The sequence below is a fragment of the Phaeobacter sp. SYSU ZJ3003 genome, assembly GCF_041300735.1.
Classification (GTDB): domain Bacteria; phylum Pseudomonadota; class Alphaproteobacteria; order Rhodobacterales; family Rhodobacteraceae; genus Phycobacter; species Phycobacter gallaeciensis_A.
The window spans coordinates 1-22,511 of record NZ_PXNU01000039.1; the positions used below are offsets into that span (position 1 = coordinate 1).

A 22,511-nucleotide genomic window follows, 5' to 3' on the forward strand; every position below is an offset into this window, starting at 1 on the left:
GCTGCCTGCCCGCCTTGGGCAATACCAGGGTCCGCTCCGGATGGGGGATGCCGAAAGGCAGATGATATGAGATCCATGCGCGGTTGTAGCTCAGCTGGTTAGAGTACCGGCCTGTCACGCCGGGGGTCGCGGGTTCGAGCCCCGTCAACCGCGCCACTGCTGCCTGCCCGCCTTGGGCAATACCAGGGTCCGCTCCGGATGGGGGATGCCGAAAGGCAGATGATATGAGATCCATGCGCGGTTGTAGCTCAGCTGGTTAGAGTACCGGCCTGTCACGCCGGGGGTCGCGGGTTCGAGCCCCGTCAACCGCGCCACTCATACGTCTGGTCCCATGTGACAATGGGAATTCCCGAAATGGGACCGGTCGGAACGCCTTATATAGGCCATGCGCGGTTGTAGCTCAGCTGGTTAGAGTACCGGCCTGTCACGCCGGGGGTCGCGGGTTCGAGCCCCGTCAACCGCGCCACTTCCTTTTTCCTCGAAAAATCAGGACCAGGTGCGAGCGTCATGAAACTGCTGGATTCCATCGACTGGACGACTGCGATCATTGTCGCACTGCTTCTGGGGCTGGCGCCTTTCTTCCCCGAACCGCACCTGTGGGAAAAGCTCAGGATGCTGTTTGCAGGCGAATTGCAGCGCGCCCTCGACTGGTTCGATCTACTGATGCACGGAACCCCCTTGGTGCTGTTGGTGCTCAAGGCCGCAAGAGACCTGCGCGCACGCAAGGGGTAGACTGCCTGCAGAGCGGGGTATTGGCAGTAAGGGTGGGTGGCCGCGCTGTGCCTTCTATCATCGGCCAAGGCCGCGAGAGTCTGCACAGGCTCAGTGCCCATGTAGCCGACACCATCGGCGCCAAGACCACCGGGTGTCAGAACGCTGGTTGTTCACTGAGAAAGTCCAGGAGCGCTTCCGCGGTTTCCGATGGGTGCTGGTCCACGAAGAAATGCCCGCCCGGAATGGCCGCAGCGCCCATGTTGGCTAGGCGGGGCGCCCAGGTTGCGTCCACATCGTATTGTTTCGCCATTGCGCCGGTGGCGCCATAAAGGACCAGCGCGGGGCAGGAGACCTGACGGTCCAGATCAGCGGCATCTAGCGCGAAATCCACATCGATTGCGGCGCGGTAATCGTTGCACATCGCATGGATGCAGGCCGGATCACGCCAGCTCTGGCGGTAGGCCTCCAGCGCCTCGGCCGGGAAATCCTCCAGCGTCGCGCCGCCCCAGCCCAACAGGCAGCTTTCAAAATAGTAATCAGGGTCCGCCCCGATCATCCGTTCAGGAAAAGGGGCGGGCTGCGCGAGGAAGAACCAATGGTAGTAAGCGCGGGCGACCTCCTGATGCAGATCGGCCAGCAGCAGGTGGGTGGGGACGATGTCCATCACCGTTAGGCTAGCGATGGCGTTTGGGCTATCAAGCGCCATCCGGTGTGCTGTACGCGCGCCGCGGTCATGGCCGACGAGGTGAAAGCTCTCATGGCCGAGTGAGCGCATCAGGGCCACCTGATCGGCGCCCATCTCGCGAAAGCTCATCGCGGCCATATCGTCTGGCTTACTGCTGTCGCCATAACCGCGCAGATCGGCGGTCACCACGGTGAACTGTTCGGCAAGGCGTGGTGCCACGGCATCCCACATGGCGCGGGTTTGCGGGAACCCATGCAGCAGCAGAACGGCAGGTCCGCTGCCTTGTCGGGTGTAGGCAATCGTTTGGCCGTTCACCTCGGCGCGGCCTGTTTCGATTTCTGTGGCCATCCACCTGACCTCCCTGAGTGGTGTGACTTCCCTGAATGAGGGATGCCCGGCCCACAGGGTCGGGCATGGCGGGGAGCCGCCGCTCCCCTATCTTGGCCCCTTACGACTTGGTCAGTGCCTCCAGAACCCGCGCCCAGGAGCGGATGCCTTTGTGAAAGCTCTTGAGGTCGTATTTCTCGTTCGGCGAATGGATCGCGTCATCTTCATTGGCAAACCCGATCAGCATCGATTCCATGCCGAGGATGGATTTGAAAAAGCCCGCGATCGGGATCGATCCGCCCATGCCGCAGAAGACCGCCTCGCGCTCCCATTCGTCGCTCAGCGCGCCGCGGGCGGCGGTGAATTCGGGGCGGGTGATATCCATCACCGAAGCGCGCGACCCTTCCAGATCGTTGTCCCAGACCACCTTGCAGTCGGGTTTCAGGCGATCTTCGATATGCTTGCGGATTTTCACGCGCAACGCGTCGGGGTCCATGTCCCCCACCAGACGGCAGGTGATCTTGCAATGCGCTTCGGAGGGGATCACGGTTTTCGATCCGGCGCCGTTATAGCCGCCCCACAGGCCGTTGACTTCCAGCGTCGGGCGCGCCCATTGCTGCTCTAGGATGCTGCGGTCCTTTTCTCCATGGGCCTGAGTGTATCCGGCGTTGCCAAGGTAGTCGTCTGCGTCAAAGCCGCAGCCTTCCCACTGGCGCATCTGGTCCTCGGGCACCTCTTTCACGCCCTCATAGAAGCCTTCGACGGCGATCTTGCCGGTGTCCTCGTCATAGAAAGAGGCGACGATGCGGCTGATTTCGCGCAGCGGGTTGAGGCCCGGGCCGCCATAGTGGCCGGAATGCAGGTCGATGCGCGGGCCGACCAGGGTGAATTCATCCTTCAGCATCCCGCGCAGCTGCGAGGCGATGGAGGGCACGCCGCGCGACACCATGGAGGTGTCACAGATCAGCGCGATATCCGCTTTCAGCTCTTCGGCGTGTTCTTTCATGAAGGGCACCAGCGACGGCGACCCCGATTCCTCTTCGCCTTCGAAGAAGAAGGTGATGCGGCAGGGCAGGGAGCCGTGGATCGCCTGCCAGGCACGGCAAGCCTCGACAAAGGTCATCAACTGGCCCTTGTCGTCGGATGCGCCACGGCCCCGGATGACGGTGCCGTTTTCTGTCTCTTCCAGCTGCGGCTCGAACGGCGGTGTCTTCCACAGGTTCAGCGGATCGACCGGCTGCACGTCATAGTGGCCGTAGAACAGGACATGCGGCGCGTCCTTGTTTTCCTGCCCCACGTGGCCCACCACCATAGGGTGACCGGGGGTTACGCGCTTTTCGGCGTCGATGCCGATGGATTTGAGATCTGCCACCAGCCAGTCAGCCGCCTTTTCGCATTCTGCCTTGTAGGCCGGGTCGGTCGAGACGGACTGGATCCGCAGAAGGTCCAGCAGCCGGTCCGTTGCTGCGTTCACATCGGCGTCGATCCGGTCCAGCACTTCATTCAATGACATGTCTCACTCCTGCGTTCTGATTATGGTTTGTGATGATTTGTCGCGGACCGTAGCAGCGCCGTCAAAGAGGCGCCAGTGGGGAAGCTGGACGAGGGGATGAACCGCCATAGCCGGCTGTCCATGCAGGTATTTTCCAGAGTTTCCGATCCTCTATGCCCGGCGCCTTTCAGCGCCGCGTGCCACGCAATTGTCAGGAAATAGCCGCCCGCGCCGGGTTGTGGGCTCAGTTGCTTAGGTCTATTTGACCTGCATCAATGTTGCGCAACATGCCTTTTGCGTAAGCAGTTGATCAAAATCGGCGTCTAGGGTAGTTATTCATAAATGTGAATGGGACTGCCTTCGCGCCAGCGCCCTGGGTGCCAGACTTACAGCTATGGAGATGCCGGTGGACTATACCGCGAAACTCGACGCAGCGATTGAAAGCCTTCACGAAGAAGGCCGCTACCGGACCTTCATCGATATCGAACGGAAGAACGGACAGTTCCCGCATGCGGTCTGGACCCGTCCCGATGGCAGCGAAAGCGATATCACCGTCTGGTGCGGTAACGATTACCTTGGCATGGGGCAGCACCCGGTGGTTCTGGCCGCGATGCACGAGGCGATCGATGCAACTGGCGCAGGCTCCGGCGGAACCCGCAACATCTCGGGCACCACCGTCTATCACAAACGCCTTGAGGCTGAACTGGCGGATCTGCACGGTAAGGAGGCATCCTTGCTGTTCACCTCGGCCTATGTGGCCAATGACGCAACGCTTTCGACCCTGCCCAAGCTGTTTCCCGGTCTGATCATCTATTCCGATGCGTTGAACCATGCTTCGATGATCGAAGGCGTGCGCCGCAACGGCGGTGCCAAGCGTATCTTCCGGCACAATGACGTGGCTCATCTGCGCGAACTGCTGGAAGCAGACGATCCGGAGGCGCCCAAGCTGATTGCCTTCGAATCGATCTACTCCATGGATGGCGATTTCGGTCCCATCGAAGAGATCTGCGATCTGGCCGATGAATTTGGCGCGCTGACCTATCTCGACGAAGTGCATGCGGTGGGGATGTACGGCCCGCGCGGCGGCGGTGTGGCTGAGCGCGACGGTCTGGCAGACCGTATCGACATCATCAATGGAACCCTGGCCAAGGCATTTGGCGTGATGGGTGGTTATATCGCGGCTTCGGCCAAGATGTGCGACGCCATCCGTTCTTATGCACCCGGCTTTATCTTCACCACCTCGCTGGCCCCGACGGTTGCAGCCGGGGCGGCGGCCTCGGTGGCTTTCCTGAAAACCGCGCCCGAGCTGCGCGAGAAGCATCAGGAACAGGCAAAGATCCTGAAAATGCGCCTAAAGGGGCTGGGCCTACCGATCATCGATCACGGCAGCCACATCGTGCCGGTCATCGTCGGCGACCCGGTTCACACCAAGAAGTTGAGCGATATGCTGCTGTCGGATTTCGGCATTTACGTTCAGCCGATCAACTTCCCCACAGTCCCGCGCGGCACCGAACGGCTGCGGTTTACCCCGTCGCCGGTGCATGGGCCGCTGGAAATCGACGCTTTGGTCAAGGCAATGGACGGTCTTTGGTCGCATTGTGCGCTGAATCGCGCCGAATTGGCCGGGTAGTGCACAGTTCTGTGTTCAAAACTGTTGAGTGTGTTATCGTTTCATCAACGGATTGGTCAGCTTGAGTCGTTAGGGTGATTCTGCAGACATCAAAATCCGGTTGCGGCAGGTAAAGATGGGACAGCAGGCATGATCGGGCGCCTTACTCAGCGCAAATCAAAAGAGCAGGGTGAGCCATCCGCGCCCAAAAGTTTTGACGACTTTGAGCTGCGGCTTGGCGACATGATGCGCGGCGAGCGCGCAACCATGGGGAAATCCCTGCTTGATGTGCAACGAGAGTTGCGCATCAAGGCGTCTTACATCGCTGCGATTGAAAATTCCGATCCTTCAGTTTTTGACACGCCCGGCTTCATCGCCGGGTATGTGCGCTCTTACGCGCGCTATCTGAACATGGATCCCGAAGAGGCGTTTGAGACCTTCTGCCGCGAAAGCGGCTTTACGGTTGCCCACGGCATGTCGGCCGAGGCCTCGGTGCGAAAGGCAAAGGCTGCACCCGGTGCACAAGCGGCAAATGCCAGTGGGCTGGGCAGCGACCCGTTCACCTCGCCCAACACGCCCTTTGCCCCCTCTGCGGGTGGTCTGTTCAGTCATGTGGAGCCACGCGCCATCGGATCGCTGATGGTGCTGGCGGCGCTGATCACTGGCATCGGCTACGGTGGCTGGAGCATCCTGAAAGAAGTGCAGCAGGTGCAGTTCGCACCGGTCGATCAGACGCCGCTTGTGCTGGCGGATGTGGACCCGCTGGAAGGCGCGCAGCTGAACCTGGCGAATGCGGATACGGATCCTGCGGCAGCGGCGCTGGACCGGCTCTATCGCCCCCAGGCGCTGGATATTCCGGTTCTCGAAGCCCGGGACGCGCCGATTGCAACGCTTGATCCGCGCACCTTTGGCAACTTTGCCGAACCCGATCTGCCATCCATCCAATTGGCCGAGGCCAGCCTGCCTGCGGACATCGCCGGGCAGCAGCTGACGGTACCGCAGGTCGTCGAAGAGGTGGCGCCGAGCGCGGAAATGCTTGCCGTACGTCCGGCATGGGTCGAGGTGACCGCCGCGGATGGCAGCGTCATCTTCGAAGGGATCATGGAGCCGGGCGACCGGTTCGAGATTCCCCTGACCGAAGTTGCGCCGACCCTGAAGACCGGGGAAAGCAGCGGCATCTATTTCGCGGTCAATGGACAGCATTTTGGTCCCGTGGGCCAGCGTGGACGGGTAACCAAGAATGTCGATCTGTCCCCGGATGCGATTTCGGGCCGGTTCGAGGTCGCCGATCTTGAGGATGACCGCAACCGCGCCCTTGCGACCCTGGTGGCGCAGCTGCAGGTCGACAGCGCACAGGACTGATCCTTTTTCCGCTTTTACTGTGTCTGACCGCGCCTGCCATTGCAGACGCGGCCCGCAGCACGTATCTACCGGCTGAGCAGCAGGACCATAGGGGACGGACCGCATGTCGCTGAATCACATTCGACCCTGGCGCCATATCGAGCGCCGCAAGAGCCGCCAGATCCATGTAGGGAACGTGCCGATTGGCGGGGATGCGCCCATCGCGGTGCAGACCATGACCAATACGCTGACCACCGATGTCGCCGCGACCATCGCCCAGGTGCAGGCCGCCGCGGAGGCGGGCGCGGATCTGGTGCGCGTCTCTGTCCCGGATGAGGCTTCGTCCAAGGCACTGAAGGAAATCGTGCGCGAAAGCCCGGTGCCCATCGTTGCGGATATCCATTTCCACTACAAACGCGGGATTGAGGCAGCCGAGGCAGGCGCCGCCTGTCTGCGCATCAATCCCGGCAATATCGGCGATGAAAAACGCGTCGCCGAAGTGATCAAGGCCGCCCGCGACCACAATTGTTCGATCCGGATTGGCGTCAACGCCGGCTCATTGGAAAAGCACCTGCTCGACAAATACGGTGAGCCTTGCCCCGAAGCGATGGTCGAAAGCGGTCTCGATCATATCCGCATCCTGCAGGATCACGATTTCCACGAGTTCAAGATTTCAGTGAAGGCCTCTGATGTCTTCATGTCGGCAGCCGCTTATCAGCAACTGGCCGAGGCGACGGATGCGCCGATCCACCTTGGGATTACCGAGGCAGGGGGCTTTGTCTCCGGCACCATCAAATCGGCCATCGGTCTGGGGCAGCTTTTGTGGATGGGCATTGGTGATACCCTGCGCGTCAGCCTCTCTGCGGATCCGGTCGAAGAGGTGAAGGTCGGCTTTGAGATCCTGAAATCTCTGGGCTTGCGCCACCGGGGCGTCAATATCATCTCCTGCCCCTCCTGCGCGCGGCAGGGGTTTGACGTGATCAAGACGGTCGAAGCGCTCGAAGAGCGTCTGGCTCATATTCACACCCCGATGAGCCTGTCGATCATCGGCTGCGTCGTGAATGGTCCGGGTGAGGCGCTGATGACCGATGTTGGCTTCACCGGCGGCGGGGCCGGGGCCGGGATGGTTTATCTGGCGGGCAAGGCCAGCCACAAGATGAGCAATGAAGAGATGGTCGACCATATCGTTGAACAGGTCGAACAGAAGGCTGCAGAAATCAACGCGGCTGAGGCAGCCGCCGCTGAATAAGCAGAGAGCCCGATACCGGTGCAATATGCAGGACTAACAAAAACGGGGCGCCAAGGGCGCCCCGTTTTGCGTTTCACCATGATGGCTCGGGCCGAAGCCGCAGCGCGGGTCAGCCGCGGTTCTTGCGGTTCTCCGCCACCAGGGCTTCCATCTGATCGGCAGGCAGGTAGCCGCGCAGCAGTTCCCCGCCCAAAACAAACGTCGGCGTGCCGGAGATCGACAGACGCTGGGCCAGATCGCGGGTCTGGCGCAATTCGCGGGTGACGTCCTCGGAATCCATATGGGCGAGGATGGCGTCGGCATCCAGATCAAGCCCGTCGGCCAGACGGCGCAGGGCAACTTCGCCCGGCTCGCCAGTCATTTCCATCAGGGCTTCGTGCACGGATTTGTAGGCAGCGTCGCCAGCCAGCTGTTTGGTTGCAACAGCAAAGCGCGACGACAGCACCGAGGCTTCGCCCAGGATCGGGAATTCCTTCACCACCCAGCGGATGTTGCCATCCTTGGCAAGCAGCTCCGCCACCTCGGGCGCGGCGCGGCGGCAATAACCACAGCGATAGTCCATGAACTCGACCAGGGTGATGTCGCCCTCGGGGTTGCCACCGACCCAGGAATAGCCGTCGTTTTCCAACTCCTGCAGGTTGTCGGCCACCAGCGCCTGATCGCGGGTGGCTTCGGCGGCGGCCTGACGCTGCTCCAGCAGGTTCACGGCCTCAAGGATCACCTCAGGGTTTTCCATCAGGTATTCGCGCACCTGAGCGCCAAACGCCTCGCGTTCGGCGGCGCTCATGTTCGAAAGGTCCAGCGCCTGCGCGGGGGCGCCAAGCAGCGCAAGAGCAGTGGCAGCACCTGCTGCTGCACGTGTAACACGGATCATTTTCGTTTCCTTTTCTGTGTTTTCTCATAGGCCACCAGCACGTCTTGCGCCCGGCGCCAGGCTGGCGATCCGGTGGGCAAAAGCGCGGTGGCGCGTTTGGCATGCAGACCGGCGTCGTCCAGACGCCCCTGCAGGGCATAGCGTTCCGCTGTCACCAGCGCGGCAAGCCCGGTCTGTTTGGTTTTGGCATAGGCCTGCGCCATGTCCCGCAGCAGCACCGTGTTGCGAAAATCGATGCCGCGGGATTTTTCCAGCGATTTGAGCGCGGCCCGGGGCTGCCCGGCAGCAAGTTGCGCCCGGCCATAACTGGCCAGAACCAGCGGGTCCGAGGGGGCCAGCGCGACCGCCTGCCCGTAACTGGAAAGCGCGGCATTCCAGTCGCGGTTTTCCATCAGGATCTGACCTTTGAGATCGTGATAAAACGGATCCTTGGGGCGCAGCGCGATGGCGCCGTTTATGGCGGTCAGCGCCTTCTTGCGATTGTTGAGCCGGTGATAGGCGATCGCCTCCCGCATGAGCCGGACATCCTTGTGGCTCTCGCTGCTTGCGCGCCGCAGCGTCCACTTCGGAGAGCGGACAAAGGCAGACAGCTTGCCGCGCAGCCGGGCGAACCAATACTCGGCCGCTGGGTCGGTCGCGATGTCGGTGCCGTGGCTGGCGACATAGGCCTGCGCCGCGCGGATGCGGTCGCGGCTGAGTGGATGCGAGCGCATGTAGGGGTCCTGATGCTGCGCGCTCAGCACTTCTTGTCCGGCAAATGTCTGGTGCAGATCAACCAGCCCCTGCGGATTGACGCCGGCGCGGCTCAGATACCCCGCCGCCGAGCGGTCGGCCGAAGCTTCCTCGGCGCGGGTGTGTGACAGGAAGCCGCGCAGGGCCGAACTTTGCGTGCCGATAGCGATCCCGGTCGAAGCCTCGCTTCCAGCGCCCGCAGCGGCGGCCAGAACCGCCAGCGCCATGCCCAGCCCGGCGGCACTTCCGGCCGAACGCATGTTCTGCATCCGCCGGGCCAGATGGCCGTTTGCGATATGGGCTGCTTCATGGGCCAAAACGGCCTGCAGCATCTCGGGGCTGTCGGACTTGAGGATCAGGCCGTAATGCACGAAAATCGTGCGGTTATCCAAAACAAAGGCGTTGTAGCTGGACTCGTTGACCACAAGGATCTTGGTGCGCCGCGCATTGAGCCCCGCCGCCTGCAGAACCGGCGCCGCAAGCCGGTTCAGCGCCTGTTCCACATCTGCGTCCCGCAACAGGGTGATCGATGCCGCCTGCACAGCCGTCGCCGCATAGGCCAGCAGGCAAAACACCAGAGCCGGGATTGACGCCAGACGAGAGAAACGGTCAAAAGTCATGCGCGCACCATGGGAGAACATCATGCGAAACTCAACCCGCTCAGAGGTCGATCCGTTTATTGTGATGGATGTCATGGAGGCCGCCCGCAAGGCCGAAGAGGCCGGGCGCCGTATCATTCACATGGAGGTCGGCCAGCCTTCGACCGGGGCGCCGGAGGCGGCGCAGCAAGCGCTGGTCAGGGCGCTTGAAAACGATGCGCTGGGATATACCGTGGCGCTGGGGATTCCGGCGCTGCGCGAACGTATCGCACGCATGTATGGCGAATGGTATAACGTGGATCTGGATCCCGGGCGCGTGGTGGTGACCTCCGGCTCGTCCGGGGCGTTCCTGCTGGCCTTCACGGCGCTCTTTGACAGCGGTGACAGGGTCGGCATCGGCGTGCCGGGCTATCCGTCCTACCGGCAGATCCTGCATGCACTGGGGCTAACGCCGGTGGATATTGAAACGGCAGCGGAAAACCGCCTTCAGCCGGTGCCAAGCGATCTTTCCGGGCTTGATCTCGCCGGGCTGATGGTGGCCTCTCCGGCGAACCCGACCGGCACGATGCTGAACCGCGATGCCATGGCGGCGCTGATCGGCGCGACGCAAGAGGCTGGCGCAGCCTTCATCTCGGATGAGATTTACCACGGGATCGAATATGAGGCCAAAGCGGTCACCGCTCTGGAGCTGACCAATGATGCCTATGTGATCAACTCCTTCTCCAAGTATTTCTCGATGACTGGCTGGCGCGTTGGCTGGATGGTGGTGCCTGAGGATCATGTGCGGGTGGTGGAACGTCTGGCTCAGAACATGTTCATCTGCGCGCCGCACGCAAGCCAGGTGGCGGCGCTGGCCGCGATGGATTGCGAGGAGGAACTGCAGGCAAACCTGGCGGTCTATGCCCGCAACCGGCAACTAATGCTGGAGGGGCTGCCCAAGGCGGGTTTCAGCAAGATCGCACCGCCGGACGGGGCATTCTACGTCTACGCGGATGTGTCGGAGCTGACGCAGGACAGCCGTGCATTTGCCGCCGAAATTCTGGAAAAGGCCGGGGTTGCGGTGACGCCGGGGCTGGATTTCGATCCGGTCCGGGGCGCCACAACGCTGCGGTTCTCTTATGCGCGCTCCACCGCCGATATCGAAGAAGGGCTGTCGCGTCTGCGCAGTTTCATGGAAAACCGTTAAGGTCCCCGTCAAAGGCGATGGGGGCGGTGGGTGCAAACACCCGCTGGTCAGAAGCAAAACAGAATGGGCAGGAACAGGATGACAGGCAGGATATTGGCGATCATCGCGGCGCTGTTTCTGGGCGGCGCGGCTATGGCGCAGGGGTTTTCCGGGCTCGCGCGCATTGATGCCGAGCAGAGCCGCATCAGGGACGCGGGGCAGGGGGCAGAGATTGATCTGCACCTTAGTCAGGGGGTGCCCTACCGCCTTTTCACGCTCGACAACCCTCCGCGTCTGGTGCTCGACTTTCAGGAGGTGGACTGGACGGGGCTGCGCCGGGAGAACCTGATCCAAGGCGAAAACCTGCGCGATGTGCAGTTCGGAACCTATGTGCCGGGCTGGTCGCGCATGGTTCTGGCGCTGGTCGGACCGATGCAGGTTAGTGCTGCTGGGATGGAGGTTGATCCGGTGACAGCGGGCGCGATCCTGTCGGTCACGCTGGACAAAACAGATGCCGAACAGTTTGCCGCCAGTGCTGGCGCCCCGCAGGACCGGCGCTGGGACCTGCCCGCGCCCGAGCCGCTGACACCGGCTGCTCCGCGTGATGACAATGCGCCGCTGCTGGTGGTGCTGGACCCGGGGCATGGCGGCATCGATCCCGGTGCGCAGGTCGAGGGCGGCCTCGATGAAAAGACCCTGATGCTGCAATTTGCCTTCGAACTCGGTGAAATGCTGGTGCGCTCGGGCCAGTTTTCGGTGCAGCTGACCCGTGATGGGGATTACTTCGTATCGCTGGAGCGCCGGATTGCGCTGGCGCATCAGGCCGGAGCGGATCTGTTCATCTCACTGCACGCGGATTCCCTCTCCGAAGGCGGCGCGCGGGGATCGACCATCTATACCCTGTCGAAAGAGGCTTCGGACAAGGCATCGGCCACCCTGGCCGAGCGGCACGACCGGTCGGATCTATTGTCTGGGACAGACCTTAGCGCGGCGGATGATCTGGTGACGGATGTGCTGCTGGATCTTGCCCGGCAGGAAACCCAGCCACGCAGCGAGGCGCTGGCGCGCGCCATCGTCGAAGGGCTGGCGGAGCAGGGCGGACCGCTCAACCGGCGGCCCATGCGCTCGGCCGGATTTTCGGTGCTGAAATCGGCGGATATCCCGTCGGTCCTGATCGAAATCGGCTTCCTGTCCAGCGCCCGCGATCTGAAGAACCTGAAGGACCCGGAGTGGCGCGCCCAGGCGGCGCGCGGTGTTCTGTCTGGCCTGATCGAATGGCGTATCCGCGATGATGCGCTGCGCCCGCTGGTACGCCAGTAGCCGGAAAGCAGGAAAAAGGCGCCCATGGGGATCGGCGCGCAGGTGCCGACTGACCCACTGGTTGCGACAGCACCTGTCGCTGCAGCCCCGAATCCTCTATGGTTTTCCTGACACCAGCGGCATATATTCGCCGCTTCCCGTTTTGACCCCGGTAACAGGGGCTCCTATATAGGCGGGACCGTGCGAGAGAGGCTTTATTCCGTGCTCAGGTTCATTCTATCCTTCTTCGGCTCCATTTTCAGTACCATCACGCTTGGCGTGGCGGTGGTTGCACTGACCATTGGCGCGGTCTTCTGGATGTATGGGCGCGACCTGCCCAGCCACGAATCCCTGGCGCAATACCAGCCCCCGACCATCAGCCGGATCTATTCGGGCGAAGGACAGCTGATCGACGAATTCGCCGAAGAACGCCGCCTGTTCACCCCGTCGCACGAGATCCCGGCGCTGGTGAAGCAGGCCTTCATCTCTGCCGAAGACAAGAATTTCTATTCCCACGCCGGCTATGATGCCCGTGGTATTGCTGCCGCCGCGATTGAAGCGGTTCGCTCGCGCGGGTCCAACGTGCGCGGTGCCTCGACCATTACCCAGCAGGTGATGAAGAACTTTCTTCTGTCCGGTGACCGTAAGGCCGAGCGCAAGATCAAGGAAATCATCCTCGCCACCCGGCTTGAGGAAACGCTCGACAAGGACCGAATTCTTGAGCTCTATCTGAACGAGATTTTCCTGGGTCAGAATTCTTACGGGGTCGCGGCGGCCTCGCAGACCTATTTCAACAAGACCCTTGGCGAATTGGCCCCGCACGAAGCTGCCACGCTGGCCTCCATGCCCAAGGCGCCGTCAGATTATCACCCGGTTCGGCGCAAGGACCGGCTGCTTGCCCGGCGCAACTACGTTCTGCGCGAGATGTACGAGAACGGCTATATCTCTGAAGACGTCTACAAGGTGGAGGTCGAACAGCCGCTGCGCTCGGTCCAGAATGGCGATTTCGAAAGCTTCCGTACCGCTCTGCCGCCGCGCGATTATTTCACCGATGAAATCCGCCGCCAGCTGTCGCAGGACTTTGGGGAAGGCGAGTTCTTTACCGGTGGTTTCACCGTGCGCGCCACCATCGACGAGGAAATGCAGACAGAGGCCGCGCTGGCCATGCGCAAAGGTCTGGAGAAATATGACCGTTCGCGTGGGATCTGGAAGGGCACAGGGGTAGCTCTCACCGAAGAGGAACTCGCCTCCGAAGAGACCTGGCGCGAGGCGCTGGGACAAGCCGATGTGTCCCGCGACATCGACTTGGGTGGCAAATGGCTGCCTGCCGTGGTGCTGACAGTGGCCGATCAGTCGCTTACCGTTGGCGTAGAAGGCGTTGCCGAAACCGGCAGCGTGCCGCGCTCTGACATCAAGTGGATGAAGGGCAATTTCAAGGACAACTTCACCCGCGGAGACGTGGTGCTGGTCCGCGCCGAGATGAAAGACGATGCCTTTAGCCATTGGTCGCTGCGGCAGGTCCCCGAAGTGCAGGGCGGTTTCGTTGCAATGGACGTCAACACCGGCCGCGTTCTGGCGATGCAGGGCGGGTTCTCCTATCAGCATTCGGTGTTCAATCGCGCCACCCAGGCGCAGCGACAGCCTGGGTCCAGCTTCAAACCTTTCGTCTATGCGGCGGCGCTGGACAGTGGATACAGCCCGGCGACCATCATCGTCGACGCCCCGATCGAGATCAACACGCCGCAAGGTCTGTGGCGGCCCAAGAATTCCAGCAACAAGTTCTACGGTCCGACGCCGCTGCGCACCGGGATCGAGATGAGCCGGAACCTGATGACCATCCGACTGGCGCAAGAGGTCGGCATGCCGGTGGTCGCGGGCTATGCGGAACGCTTTGGCGTCTATGACAATATGGGCACCTATCTGGCCAACTCGCTGGGGGCCGAGGAAACCACGCTCTACAAGATGGTTGCAGCCTATGCGATGTTCGCCAATGGCGGCCAGCGGGTGCAGCCGACCCTGGTGGACCGCATTCAGGATCGCTTTGGCAAGACGATCTACCGCCACGATGACCGCGACTGCGTCGATTGCGCCGTGGCTTCCTTGGAGCCTGGACGGGCACCGCGTATCGTTGCCGACCGCGAACAGGTGATGGATCCGATCACCGCCTATCAGCTGACCTCGATGATGAAGGGGGTTGTCGACCGCGGCACCGCCTCTAGCGTGATCAACCTGCCGGTGCCCACCGCGGGCAAAACCGGCACCACCAACGATTCGCGCGATGTCTGGTTCGTCGGCTTCACCTCCAATATCGTTGCGGGTTGCTACATGGGCTTTGACCAGCCCCGCCCGATGGGACGTGGCGCCTATGGCGGCACCATGTGCGGGCCGGTGTTCCAGCAGTTCATGACCAAGGCTGTCGAGAAATTCGGCGGCGGTCCCTTCGAAGTGCCCGAAGGCGGCCATTTCATCAAGATCGACCGCTATACCGGCGCGCCTTTGCCGGATGATGCTTCGGGTGCCTATGTGGTGGCGGAATACTTCCGCGACGGGGCTGAGCCGATCTTTGGCATGACCTTCGATGGCGGCTTTGCCATGGGATCCAGCCTGCCGTTGATCGAAGAGGTCGAACAATCCGGGCGCAAGGTTACCACCTCAAGCGGTGGAACCGCGGTTCTGGGGCCAAAGGCCAGCTTTGGCACCATCAGTTCGGGCGGCCTTTACTGACCGCCCGCCTGTGTCTTTGCGGGCACCGGCTTTGACGGGGGTATTGCGCGCGGGGTGCGATTGTCGGCCGCCTATACGCACTGCTTGGCGATGGACAGGCGCAGACCCTTGTTCTGCCTTGGTCTCTGGGCTATCACGCCAGCCTGAACGTCATGACAGGATACTCCCAAGATGCGCGCTGAAACCCAGAATATCGTGACCGAGATTGAAAAATCGCTGGAGCTTCTCGCCCAGCGGCTCGATTGGGAAACTGCGGAGTTCCGGCTGGAGGAATTCAACGCCCGGGTCGAGGATCCGGGACTGTGGGACGATCCCGAAGCCGCGCAGAAACTGATGCGCGAGCGCCAGATGCTGGTCGATGCGATTGATACCTACAAGGGCATCAAGCAGGATCTGGCAGACAATATGGAGCTGATCGAACTTGGCGAGATGGAAGAGGACGAAGAGGTCGTCACCGACGCTGAGGACGCTCTGAAGGCGCTTAAGGACAAGGCCGCCGAGAAGGAGCTGGAGGCGCTGCTGGACGGCGAGGCGGACGGCAACGATACTTTCCTTGAGATCAACGCAGGTGCCGGCGGCACTGAAAGCTGCGATTGGGCTTCGATGCTTGCGCGAATGTACGTCCGCTGGGCCGAGAAGAAAGGCTACAAGGTCGAGCTGCAATCCGAAAGCGCTGGTGAAGAGGCAGGCATCAAATCCGCCGCCTACAAGATTTCCGGCCCCAATGCCTATGGCTGGCTGAAATCCGAAAGCGGCGTGCACCGTCTGGTGCGGATTTCACCCTATGACTCGGCTGCCAAACGCCACACGTCCTTCTGTTCGGTCTGGGTCTACCCGGTGGTGGACGACAATATCGACATCGAGGTGAACCCGGCGGATATCCGTATCGATACCTACCGTTCGTCCGGTGCGGGCGGTCAGCACGTCAACACCACCGACTCGGCGGTGCGGATCACCCACCATCCCACCGGGATCGTGGTGACCAGCTCGGAAAAATCCCAGCACCAGAACCGCGATATCGCCATGAAGGCCCTGAAATCGCGCCTGTATCAACTGGAGCTGGACCGTCGCAACGCGGCCATCAACGAAGCCCACGAGAACAAGGGCGACGCGGGTTGGGGCAACCAGATCCGGTCCTACGTGTTGCAGCCCTACCAGATGGTCAAGGATCTGCGCACCGGGCACGAGACCTCTGACACCAAGGGCGTTCTGGATGGCGATCTGGACGGCTTCATGGCGGCGACACTGGCGATGAACGTGTCCGGCAAGAGCCGCGCGGACGCGCAGGCGGAGTAATCCGGCCTACGGGTGACCCGAGGTTAGCCTCGGGGCAAGTCACGGCTTTCCTTTGTAAAAATCTGCGGCTAGGCTCTGTTTAACAAATGAACGGAGTCACGCCGACTATGACAGATTACAGCTCTGCCAGCGATATTCTGGCCCAATTGCAAGATGGTAGCCTGACTGCCGCCGCGCTGATGGAGCATACCCTGGCGCGGATCGAGGCGGTGAACCCGGATCTGAACGCCATCGTGGGACTGCGCCCGGCAGAAGAGCTGATGGAAGAGGCGCGCCGTGCCGACGCGATGCGCGCCGCCAATGTACCGCTGGGGCCGCTGCACGGGCTACCGATGGCGATCAAGGATCTTGCCAACGTCAAAGGCATCGCATCGACCCAGGGCTCCCCCCTGATGAAGGATTTTGTACCGACCGAGGATGAGCTGTTCGTATCGCGCCTGCGCGCGGCGGGGGCGATCCTGATTGGCAAGACCAATACCCCCGAATTCGGCCTCGGCTCCCATACCTTCAACCCGGTCTATGGCGCGACCAACAACCCGTTTGATCCCACGCGGACCTGTGGCGGCTCTTCCGGTGGCTCAGCGGTGGCGTTGGCCGCCGGGATAGTGGCGCTGGCGGATGGATCCGACATGATGGGATCCCTGCGGAACCCGGCTGGCTGGAACAATGTCTACGGCTTCCGACCGACCTGGGGCTGGGTGCCGTCAGAACCCAAGGGAGACGTCTTCCTGCACCCTCTGGCGACGCTTGGCCCGATGGCGCGTAGCCCCGAGGATATCGGTCTGCTCCTGGACGTGATGAGCGGACCGGACCCGCGTCAGCCGCTGGCCTCGGGTGGGGCTCCGGTGATGCCGCTGCCGGAGGTCGAAAAGATGCGGATTGGCTGGCTTGGCGACTGGGGCGGGGCCTTTCCGATGGAGCCGGGAATCCTTGAGCTATGCGAGGCGGCGGCAAAGTCGTTCGAAGACTTGGGGCATACGGTTGAAGCCGTGGCGCCGCCGTTCCCGGCGGACCGCATCTGGGAGGCCTGGATCACCTTGCGCTCCTTTGCCGTTGCAGCGGGACTGCGGGTGTTCAACGATCGCCGCGAGCATCTGAAGGACACCGCCATCTGGGAGCTGGAGCGTGGCCTTTCTATGACAGCGCAACAGGTGCAGGAGGCGTCCGATGCGCGCTCTGACTGGCAGCGGGCCGCAGCGCGGCTGTTCCAGGACTACGACGCCCTGATCCTGCCGACGGCGCAATGCTGGCCGTTCCCGGTCGATATCGATTACCCGCGGGAGATCGCAGGCGTTGAGATGGACACCTATCACCGCTGGATGCAGGTGGTGGTGCCGGTCAGCCTGCTGGGGCTGCCCTGCCTTGGCGCGCCTGCTGGGTTCAGCGAGGCGGGCCTGCCGATGGGCATCCAGATCTTTGGCGCGCAGGGGCAGGATCAGAATATCCTGGCACTGGGCCAGCAGTATCACGCGGCCACGCAATGGCCGCAAAACGCCCCTCCACAGGGTTAAGGAGGACCCGGGGGAGGGGAAACGTTTCGGGGAGGAAGCGTTTCGATGACAGAAAAGGCATTTGGTGTACCGGAAATGCAGCCGATGACCGCAGGGATCCTGCGCGAGGCGCTGCGACGCGGCTGGGCGGATTTCCTGGCCAAGCCCGGATACGGGTTGTTCTTTGCCGGGTTTTACGTCTTGGCGGGCTGGGCGATGGCCTGGGTTACCGCGCAGACCGGCACCACCTTCTGGCTGGTGCTGGCGGCCATCGGATTTCCGCTGATCGGTCCCTTTGCGGCGGTGGGGCTTTATGAGGTCTCACACCGGCGCGAACAGGGGCAGGCAATGGACGCCCGGGCCATTCTGGGGGTGGTTCTGCAGCAAAGCCGCCGCCAGCTGCCGTCGATCTGCGCCATCATCATTGTGGTGTTTCTGTTCTGGTTTTTCCTTGGCCACATGATCTTTGCCCTGTTTCTGGGGCTGTCGACCATGACCAATATCTCCACCTCTCTGGATGTCTTCCTGTCGGTCGAGGGGCTTACGATGCTGGCGGTCGGAACTGTCGTTGGCGCGTTGTTCGCGCTGCTGCTCTATATGATCACGGTGATCTCTCTGCCGCTGCTGCTGGACAGGGAGGTCGATTTCGTGACCGCGATGATCACCAGCTTCACCTATGTGCAGCGGAATTTTGCGCTGATGATGCTCTGGGCGGTGCTGATTGCCGTGCTGACCTTTGCAGCCATGCTGCCCGCCTTTGCCGGTCTGCTGGTGGTGCTGCCGTTGCTTGGCCACGCCACTTGGCACATCTACCGGCTCGCCACATCACCGACCTAGGGCGGCAGGGCGTCCCTGGTCAGGAGAACGGTTCGTTGATGCGCAGCAGGCGGCGGTGGTAGGGCAGCAGGTCCTCTTCGCTCACAAAGCCCGCATTGCGGGCCACGGCCAGCGCAGGCCCCATGTCGCGGCCGAGGTATTCATAGACCATCCGGGTGACCCGTTCATCGCCGCTTTCACGCACGGTGCGGGCCACGTAGCCAACCCAGAAATTGTTTTCAAGCGAGGCCACGCGCGCCAAGTAGTTGAAGGAAAAGGTCATCGCGCGGCGCCGTGAAATCAGGAAGGCGACGCCGTCCTCGTGACAGCTGAGCACGCCGCGGAACTCACGCGATGCCGGGTCTTCGGGCAGGCCCTGAAACCGCATCGCATCCTTGGCCTCAAAACCCTTGATATAGGCGACGCCGCCTCCGTCACGGCTTACGCGCACCAGACCAACGACAAAACTGTCCCCGTTGATGAAGCTACGACGGGTAAAACGGTAATAGCCAGAGGGGAAGATCTGCTCGCTCAGCTGCTCGATCCCATGGCCCAGAAAATCATTGAGAAAGGCGCCGTGCAGGATCTTGTCCTGTTTGCCAACTGTGTCGACCGGCTCCAGCAGGATACGCGCATCCACATCAAAGAAGCAGCAGATCCGGTCTAGAACGTCCGGCCGCGGAAAGCTTTCGCCGGACATGTAGCGATTGAACTGCGTCCGGTTGATACCAAGGCGCCGCGACAGTTCGGAGATGGAGGGGTATTGCTGTGCCAGATGACGCAGGTTGGCGCCAAACATGTCGCGCAATTCTGCGGGAGAACGCGATTGCCGGGCGCGGTTGTCATCTCTTGCTGTTGCTATGGCAGCCATTGTGGCCTCAATCCCCGACCGCTGATCGCGACAAATATTTCCATTTTACGATGGGTTGTCGCTTTATCGCGTCAATGTTGTCTCTAAATCACGTCGGGATACTATCCTCGCTGACACAAATTGCAATAGTCCGACGCAGTATTTGCCATGTTGGCGCCTCTCCAATTGGCCCAGAATTGAGCGATAAACGAACGAGGCTTGCAACATGATCGGATATGTACTTTGGAGTGATGTCGCCGTCGGAAAAGCAATTATCTGGTGTGAGGATCAGGGGGATCTGGCCTATTATTCCCGGCACAGAGATGCCTCACAGACGGCGGTGTGTAAGGGAGATTGGGTACAGTTTGACCTGACCGAAAAAGGCAATATGCGGTTGGCAGCCAATGCGGTCATTCTGGAAGAGGTCGGGTATCCTGACCTGTCCGAGATGCTGGTCGAGGCAGCACCGCTGCCAAAAGCGGCTTCAACAGCGGTGACGGCCGATCATCCGGCTCGCGCAACAGGTGCAGGGCGGAGTTTTGAAGCGTCTGGCGGTGTCGAGGTGGTAACGGAAGGCAATGTGATACCCTTTCCGGCTTTCTCAAAATGGCACACGGCCGCGCGGTACGGGTAACCCCCGTACTGTCGGAACGGTCTGGCGCAGCGCTTTGTTACACGCGGACTTGGCGCTGCAGGCCCTGTGATTTTCTACTGACCCGGACGTCGCAAAAAGGCCGCCCAGATTGGGCGGCCTTTTGTGTTATCGGTGCAAGACATGTGATCGGAAGGGGCGGGTGGTCCTCCCGGCGCGGCAATCAGGTGCCGCGCAGCAGGGCAGCAACGCCGGTACGGGCGATTTCGATCAGACCCAACGGGCGCATCAGATCGGCAAAGGCGTCGATCTTGTCCGGGGCGCCGGTGATTTCGAAGATGAAGCTTTCCAGGGTGCTGTCCACGACATTGGCGCGGAAGATATCGGCCAGGCGCAGGGCCTCGACCCGCTTGTCACCATCGCTCACGACCTTGAGGATTGCCAGTTCCCGCTCGACCGCAGGGCCTTCGACGGTCAGATCGTGCACCTCGTGGACTGGAACGATACGGCCCAGCTGTGCCTTGATCTGTTCGATCACCTGCGGCGTGCCGGTGGTGACCACGGTGATGCGGCTCAGGTGCCCGGTGTGATCGACTTCGGCGACGGTCAGGCTTTCGATGTTGTAGCCGCGGCCGGAGAACAGGCCGATGACACGGGCCAAAACGCCGGGTTCGTTTTCAACCAGCAATGCCAGCGTGTGACGTTCCTGTACGTCGGAAAACGTGGGCCGCAGGTTATACGCCGAATGTTTGCTGGCGCCTTTTTTGATGTGTAGGGCAGACATGGAATTGTCCTTTTTCATTCCTATCGGGCCGTGTCGGCGATTGCCGGGCCCATCAATTCGGTGAAGGGGGAGCGGTGTGGATCAAACCAGCACCGCACCTCCGGCCTGAATGGCGCCCTGGGTTTCGGCTTCGCCCAGCAGCATTTCGTTGTGGGGTTTGCCCGAGGGGATCATCGGGAAGCAGTTCTCGTGCTTTTCGACCAAACAATCAAAGACAACCGGACCGTCGTGGTTGATCATTTCCATGATCGCATCGTCCAGATCCTTGGGGTCCTTGCAGATGATGCCCTTGGCGCCAAAGGCCTCGGCGAGCTTCACGAAATCGGGCAGCGCTTCGGACCAGGAGTGGCTGTAGCGTTCACCGTGCAGCAGTTCCTGCCACTGGCGCACCATGCCAAGGCGTTCGTTGTTGAGGATGAACTGTTTTACCGGCAAGCGGTATTGCGCGGCGGTGCCGAGTTCTTGCATGTTCATCAGCCAGGATGCCTCACCGGCAACGTTGATCACCAGCGCGTCGGGGTGCGCCATCTGCACGCCGATGGAGGCCGGGAATCCATAGCCCATGGTGCCAAGTCCGCCTGAGGTCATCCAGCGGTTGGGATCCTCAAAGCCAAGGAACTGCGCCGCCCACATCTGGTGCTGCCCAACCTCGGTGGTGACATAGCGGTCGTGACCCTTGGTCAGCTCCTCAAGGCGTTGCAGCGCGTATTGCGGTTTGATGGTGCCTTCGGACGGGGTGTAGGACAGGCAATTGACCGCGCGCCATTCGGAGATCTTGGCCTGCCATTTGGCCAGCGCCTCCTTGTTGGTCTTGCGACCGCGGGATTTCCAGACCTTCAGCAGATCTTCCAGCACGTGGCCCACATCACCGACGATCGGGATATCGACGCGGATCACCTTGTTGATCGAGGAAGGATCGATATCGATATGCGCCTTGGTCGATTTCGGGCTGAAGGCATCGATGCGGCCAGTGATCCGGTCATCGAACCGCGCGCCGATATTGATCATCAGATCGCAGTCGTGCATCGCCATGTTGGCCTCATAAAGACCGTGCATGCCCAGCATGCCGAGCCAGTTCGGGCCCGAGGCAGGATAGGCGCCAAGGCCCATCAGGGTCGAGGTTACGGGAATGCCAGTGGCATCCACCAGTTCGCGCAGCAGCTGGCTGGCGCCGGGGCCGGAGTTGATCACGCCGCCGCCGGTATAGAACACCGGGCGTTTGGCGGTCTCGATGGCGGCCACCAGTTCGGTGATCTCTTCCATATCGCCCTTGACCGGCGGCTGGTAATGCGAGGCCGAGGGGCGCGGCGTCGTGTAGGTTCCGGTGGCGAATTGCACGTCTTTCGGAATGTCGATCAAAACCGGACCGGGGCGGCCCGAGGTGGCGACATGGAACGCCTCGTGCAGGGTACCGGACAGCTTGTCGGTGTCCTTCACCAGCCAGTTGTGCTTGGTGCAGGGGCGGGTGATGCCAACGGTGTCCGCCTCCTGGAAGGCGTCTGAACCGATCATGAAGGTCGGCACCTGACCGGTCAGCACCACAAGCGGAATGGAATCGAGCAGCGCATCGGTGAGGCCGGTCACCGCATTGGTTGCACCGGGCCCCGAGGTGACAAGAACGACGCCCGGCTTTCCGGTCGAACGCGCATATCCTTCGGCGGCGTGAACCGCGCCTTGCTCGTGGCGGACCAGAATGTGGCGGATATCGTTCTGCAGGAAGATTTCATCATAGATCGGAAGCACGGCGCCACCGGGGTATCCGAATACCGTGTCCACGCCCTGATCCTTCAGGGCCTGAACAACCATTTTTGCGCCGGTCATTTCACGTGTCATCTGCTTTTGCTCCAGTTGGCGGCAACGTCCATTCCGCATA

At 61.6% G+C, this 22,511-nt stretch carries 18 protein-coding genes and 3 tRNA genes; 14 read left to right on the plus strand and 7 right to left on the minus strand.

Going from position 1 to position 22,511, the window contains the following annotated elements:
* Positions 1-79 precede the first annotated feature (79 nt).
* From C6W91_RS14660 to C6W91_RS14675, 4 genes are all read left to right on the plus strand, one after another.
* A tRNA-Asp gene (locus C6W91_RS14660) sits at positions 80-156 on the plus strand.
* Positions 157-237: 81 nt separating this feature from the next.
* Positions 238-314 (plus strand) — tRNA-Asp (locus tag C6W91_RS14665).
* Between the two features lie 75 nt (positions 315-389).
* Positions 390-466: transfer RNA gene (locus tag C6W91_RS14670), tRNA-Asp, on the plus strand.
* 41 nt (positions 467-507) lie between these two features.
* Positions 508-732 (plus strand): RND transporter, encoded by a 225-nt coding sequence (locus tag C6W91_RS14675; protein WP_274837236.1) that lies wholly within the window; start codon positions 508-510, stop codon positions 730-732.
* 136 nt (positions 733-868) lie between these two features.
* Here C6W91_RS14675 and C6W91_RS14680 read toward each other — a convergent pair whose 3' ends face one another.
* The gene (locus tag C6W91_RS14680; RefSeq protein ID WP_274837235.1) at positions 869-1,747 is read right to left on the minus strand and encodes an alpha/beta fold hydrolase; all 879 of its coding nucleotides are present in this window, start codon (positions 1,745-1,747) and stop codon (positions 869-871) included.
* A gap of 100 nt (positions 1,748-1,847) precedes the next feature.
* Positions 1,848-3,239 (minus strand): M20/M25/M40 family metallo-hydrolase, encoded by a 1,392-nt coding sequence (locus C6W91_RS14685; RefSeq protein ID WP_274837234.1) that lies wholly within the window; start codon positions 3,237-3,239, stop codon positions 1,848-1,850.
* Positions 3,240-3,624: 385 nt separating this feature from the next.
* On the opposite strand from C6W91_RS14685, the gene hemA reads away from it, so the two are divergent.
* The 3 genes from hemA to ispG all read left to right on the plus strand — a co-directional run bounded on the left by hemA (position 3,625) and on the right by ispG (position 7,417).
* Positions 3,625-4,848, plus strand: a complete 1,224-nt coding sequence (gene hemA, locus C6W91_RS14690) for a 5-aminolevulinate synthase (RefSeq protein ID WP_274838992.1) — start codon at positions 3,625-3,627, stop codon at positions 4,846-4,848.
* 129 nt (positions 4,849-4,977) lie between these two features.
* The gene (locus tag C6W91_RS14695) at positions 4,978-6,189 is read left to right on the plus strand and encodes a helix-turn-helix domain-containing protein (protein ID WP_274828942.1); all 1,212 of its coding nucleotides are present in this window, start codon (positions 4,978-4,980) and stop codon (positions 6,187-6,189) included.
* Between the two features lie 103 nt (positions 6,190-6,292).
* Positions 6,293-7,417 carry a flavodoxin-dependent (E)-4-hydroxy-3-methylbut-2-enyl-diphosphate synthase gene (ispG, locus tag C6W91_RS14700; protein ID WP_065270615.1) on the plus strand — a complete coding sequence of 375 codons (1,125 nt, stop codon included), beginning with the start codon at positions 6,293-6,295 and terminating at the stop codon, positions 7,415-7,417.
* 109 nt (positions 7,418-7,526) lie between these two features.
* Here ispG and C6W91_RS14705 read toward each other — a convergent pair whose 3' ends face one another.
* Together C6W91_RS14705 and C6W91_RS14710 are read right to left on the minus strand one after the other, a co-directional pair.
* Positions 7,527-8,291 carry a DsbA family protein gene (locus C6W91_RS14705; RefSeq protein ID WP_274836496.1) on the minus strand — a complete coding sequence of 255 codons (765 nt, stop codon included), beginning with the start codon at positions 8,289-8,291 and terminating at the stop codon, positions 7,527-7,529.
* Complete coding sequence (locus C6W91_RS14710) at positions 8,288-9,667, minus strand: M48 family metalloprotease (RefSeq protein ID WP_274836499.1); 1,380 nt, start codon at positions 9,665-9,667, stop codon at positions 8,288-8,290. The genes C6W91_RS14705 and C6W91_RS14710 overlap by 4 nt, the downstream gene beginning before the upstream one ends.
* Here C6W91_RS14710 and C6W91_RS14715 point away from each other — a divergent pair.
* The 6 genes from C6W91_RS14715 to C6W91_RS14740 all read left to right on the plus strand — a co-directional run bounded on the left by C6W91_RS14715 (position 9,666) and on the right by C6W91_RS14740 (position 18,433).
* The gene (locus tag C6W91_RS14715) at positions 9,666-10,808 is read left to right on the plus strand and encodes a pyridoxal phosphate-dependent aminotransferase (protein WP_370570979.1); all 1,143 of its coding nucleotides are present in this window, start codon (positions 9,666-9,668) and stop codon (positions 10,806-10,808) included. The two genes, C6W91_RS14710 and C6W91_RS14715, sit on opposite strands and share 2 nt — an antisense overlap.
* Positions 10,809-10,886: 78 nt before the next feature.
* Complete coding sequence (locus C6W91_RS14720) at positions 10,887-12,107, plus strand: N-acetylmuramoyl-L-alanine amidase (RefSeq protein ID WP_274837232.1); 1,221 nt, start codon at positions 10,887-10,889, stop codon at positions 12,105-12,107.
* 201 nt (positions 12,108-12,308) lie between these two features.
* Positions 12,309-14,810, plus strand: a complete 2,502-nt coding sequence (locus C6W91_RS14725) for a penicillin-binding protein 1A (protein ID WP_274837231.1) — start codon at positions 12,309-12,311, stop codon at positions 14,808-14,810.
* A 171-nt stretch (positions 14,811-14,981) separates the two neighbouring features.
* The gene (gene prfB / locus C6W91_RS14730) at positions 14,982-16,106 is read left to right on the plus strand and encodes a peptide chain release factor 2 (RefSeq protein WP_065270609.1); all 1,125 of its coding nucleotides are present in this window, start codon (positions 14,982-14,984) and stop codon (positions 16,104-16,106) included.
* Between the two features lie 107 nt (positions 16,107-16,213).
* Positions 16,214-17,617, plus strand: coding sequence for an amidase (locus C6W91_RS14735; RefSeq protein WP_274836493.1), 1,404 nt, complete (start codon positions 16,214-16,216; stop codon positions 17,615-17,617).
* Between the two features lie 45 nt (positions 17,618-17,662).
* Positions 17,663-18,433, plus strand: coding sequence for a DUF2189 domain-containing protein (locus C6W91_RS14740; protein WP_274828954.1), 771 nt, complete (start codon positions 17,663-17,665; stop codon positions 18,431-18,433).
* Positions 18,434-18,452: 19 nt separating this feature from the next.
* On the opposite strand, the gene C6W91_RS14745 is transcribed toward C6W91_RS14740, so the two are convergent.
* A complete protein-coding gene (locus tag C6W91_RS14745; RefSeq protein WP_065270606.1) occupies positions 18,453-19,211 on the minus strand; it encodes a helix-turn-helix domain-containing protein in 759 nt (252 codons plus the stop codon).
* 277 nt (positions 19,212-19,488) lie between these two features.
* Between C6W91_RS14745 and C6W91_RS14750 the strand changes: the two genes are divergently transcribed.
* The gene (locus C6W91_RS14750) at positions 19,489-19,896 is read left to right on the plus strand and encodes a hypothetical protein (protein WP_274837230.1); all 408 of its coding nucleotides are present in this window, start codon (positions 19,489-19,491) and stop codon (positions 19,894-19,896) included.
* 181 nt (positions 19,897-20,077) lie between these two features.
* Here C6W91_RS14750 and ilvN read toward each other — a convergent pair whose 3' ends face one another.
* On the minus strand, positions 20,078-20,638 hold the full coding sequence (gene ilvN, locus C6W91_RS14755; RefSeq protein WP_065273495.1) for an acetolactate synthase small subunit: 561 nt from the start codon (positions 20,636-20,638) through the stop codon (positions 20,078-20,080).
* 81 nt (positions 20,639-20,719) lie between these two features.
* A complete protein-coding gene (locus C6W91_RS14760; RefSeq protein ID WP_274828959.1) occupies positions 20,720-22,471 on the minus strand; it encodes an acetolactate synthase 3 large subunit in 1,752 nt (583 codons plus the stop codon).
* Positions 22,472-22,511: the final 40 nt, after the last annotated feature.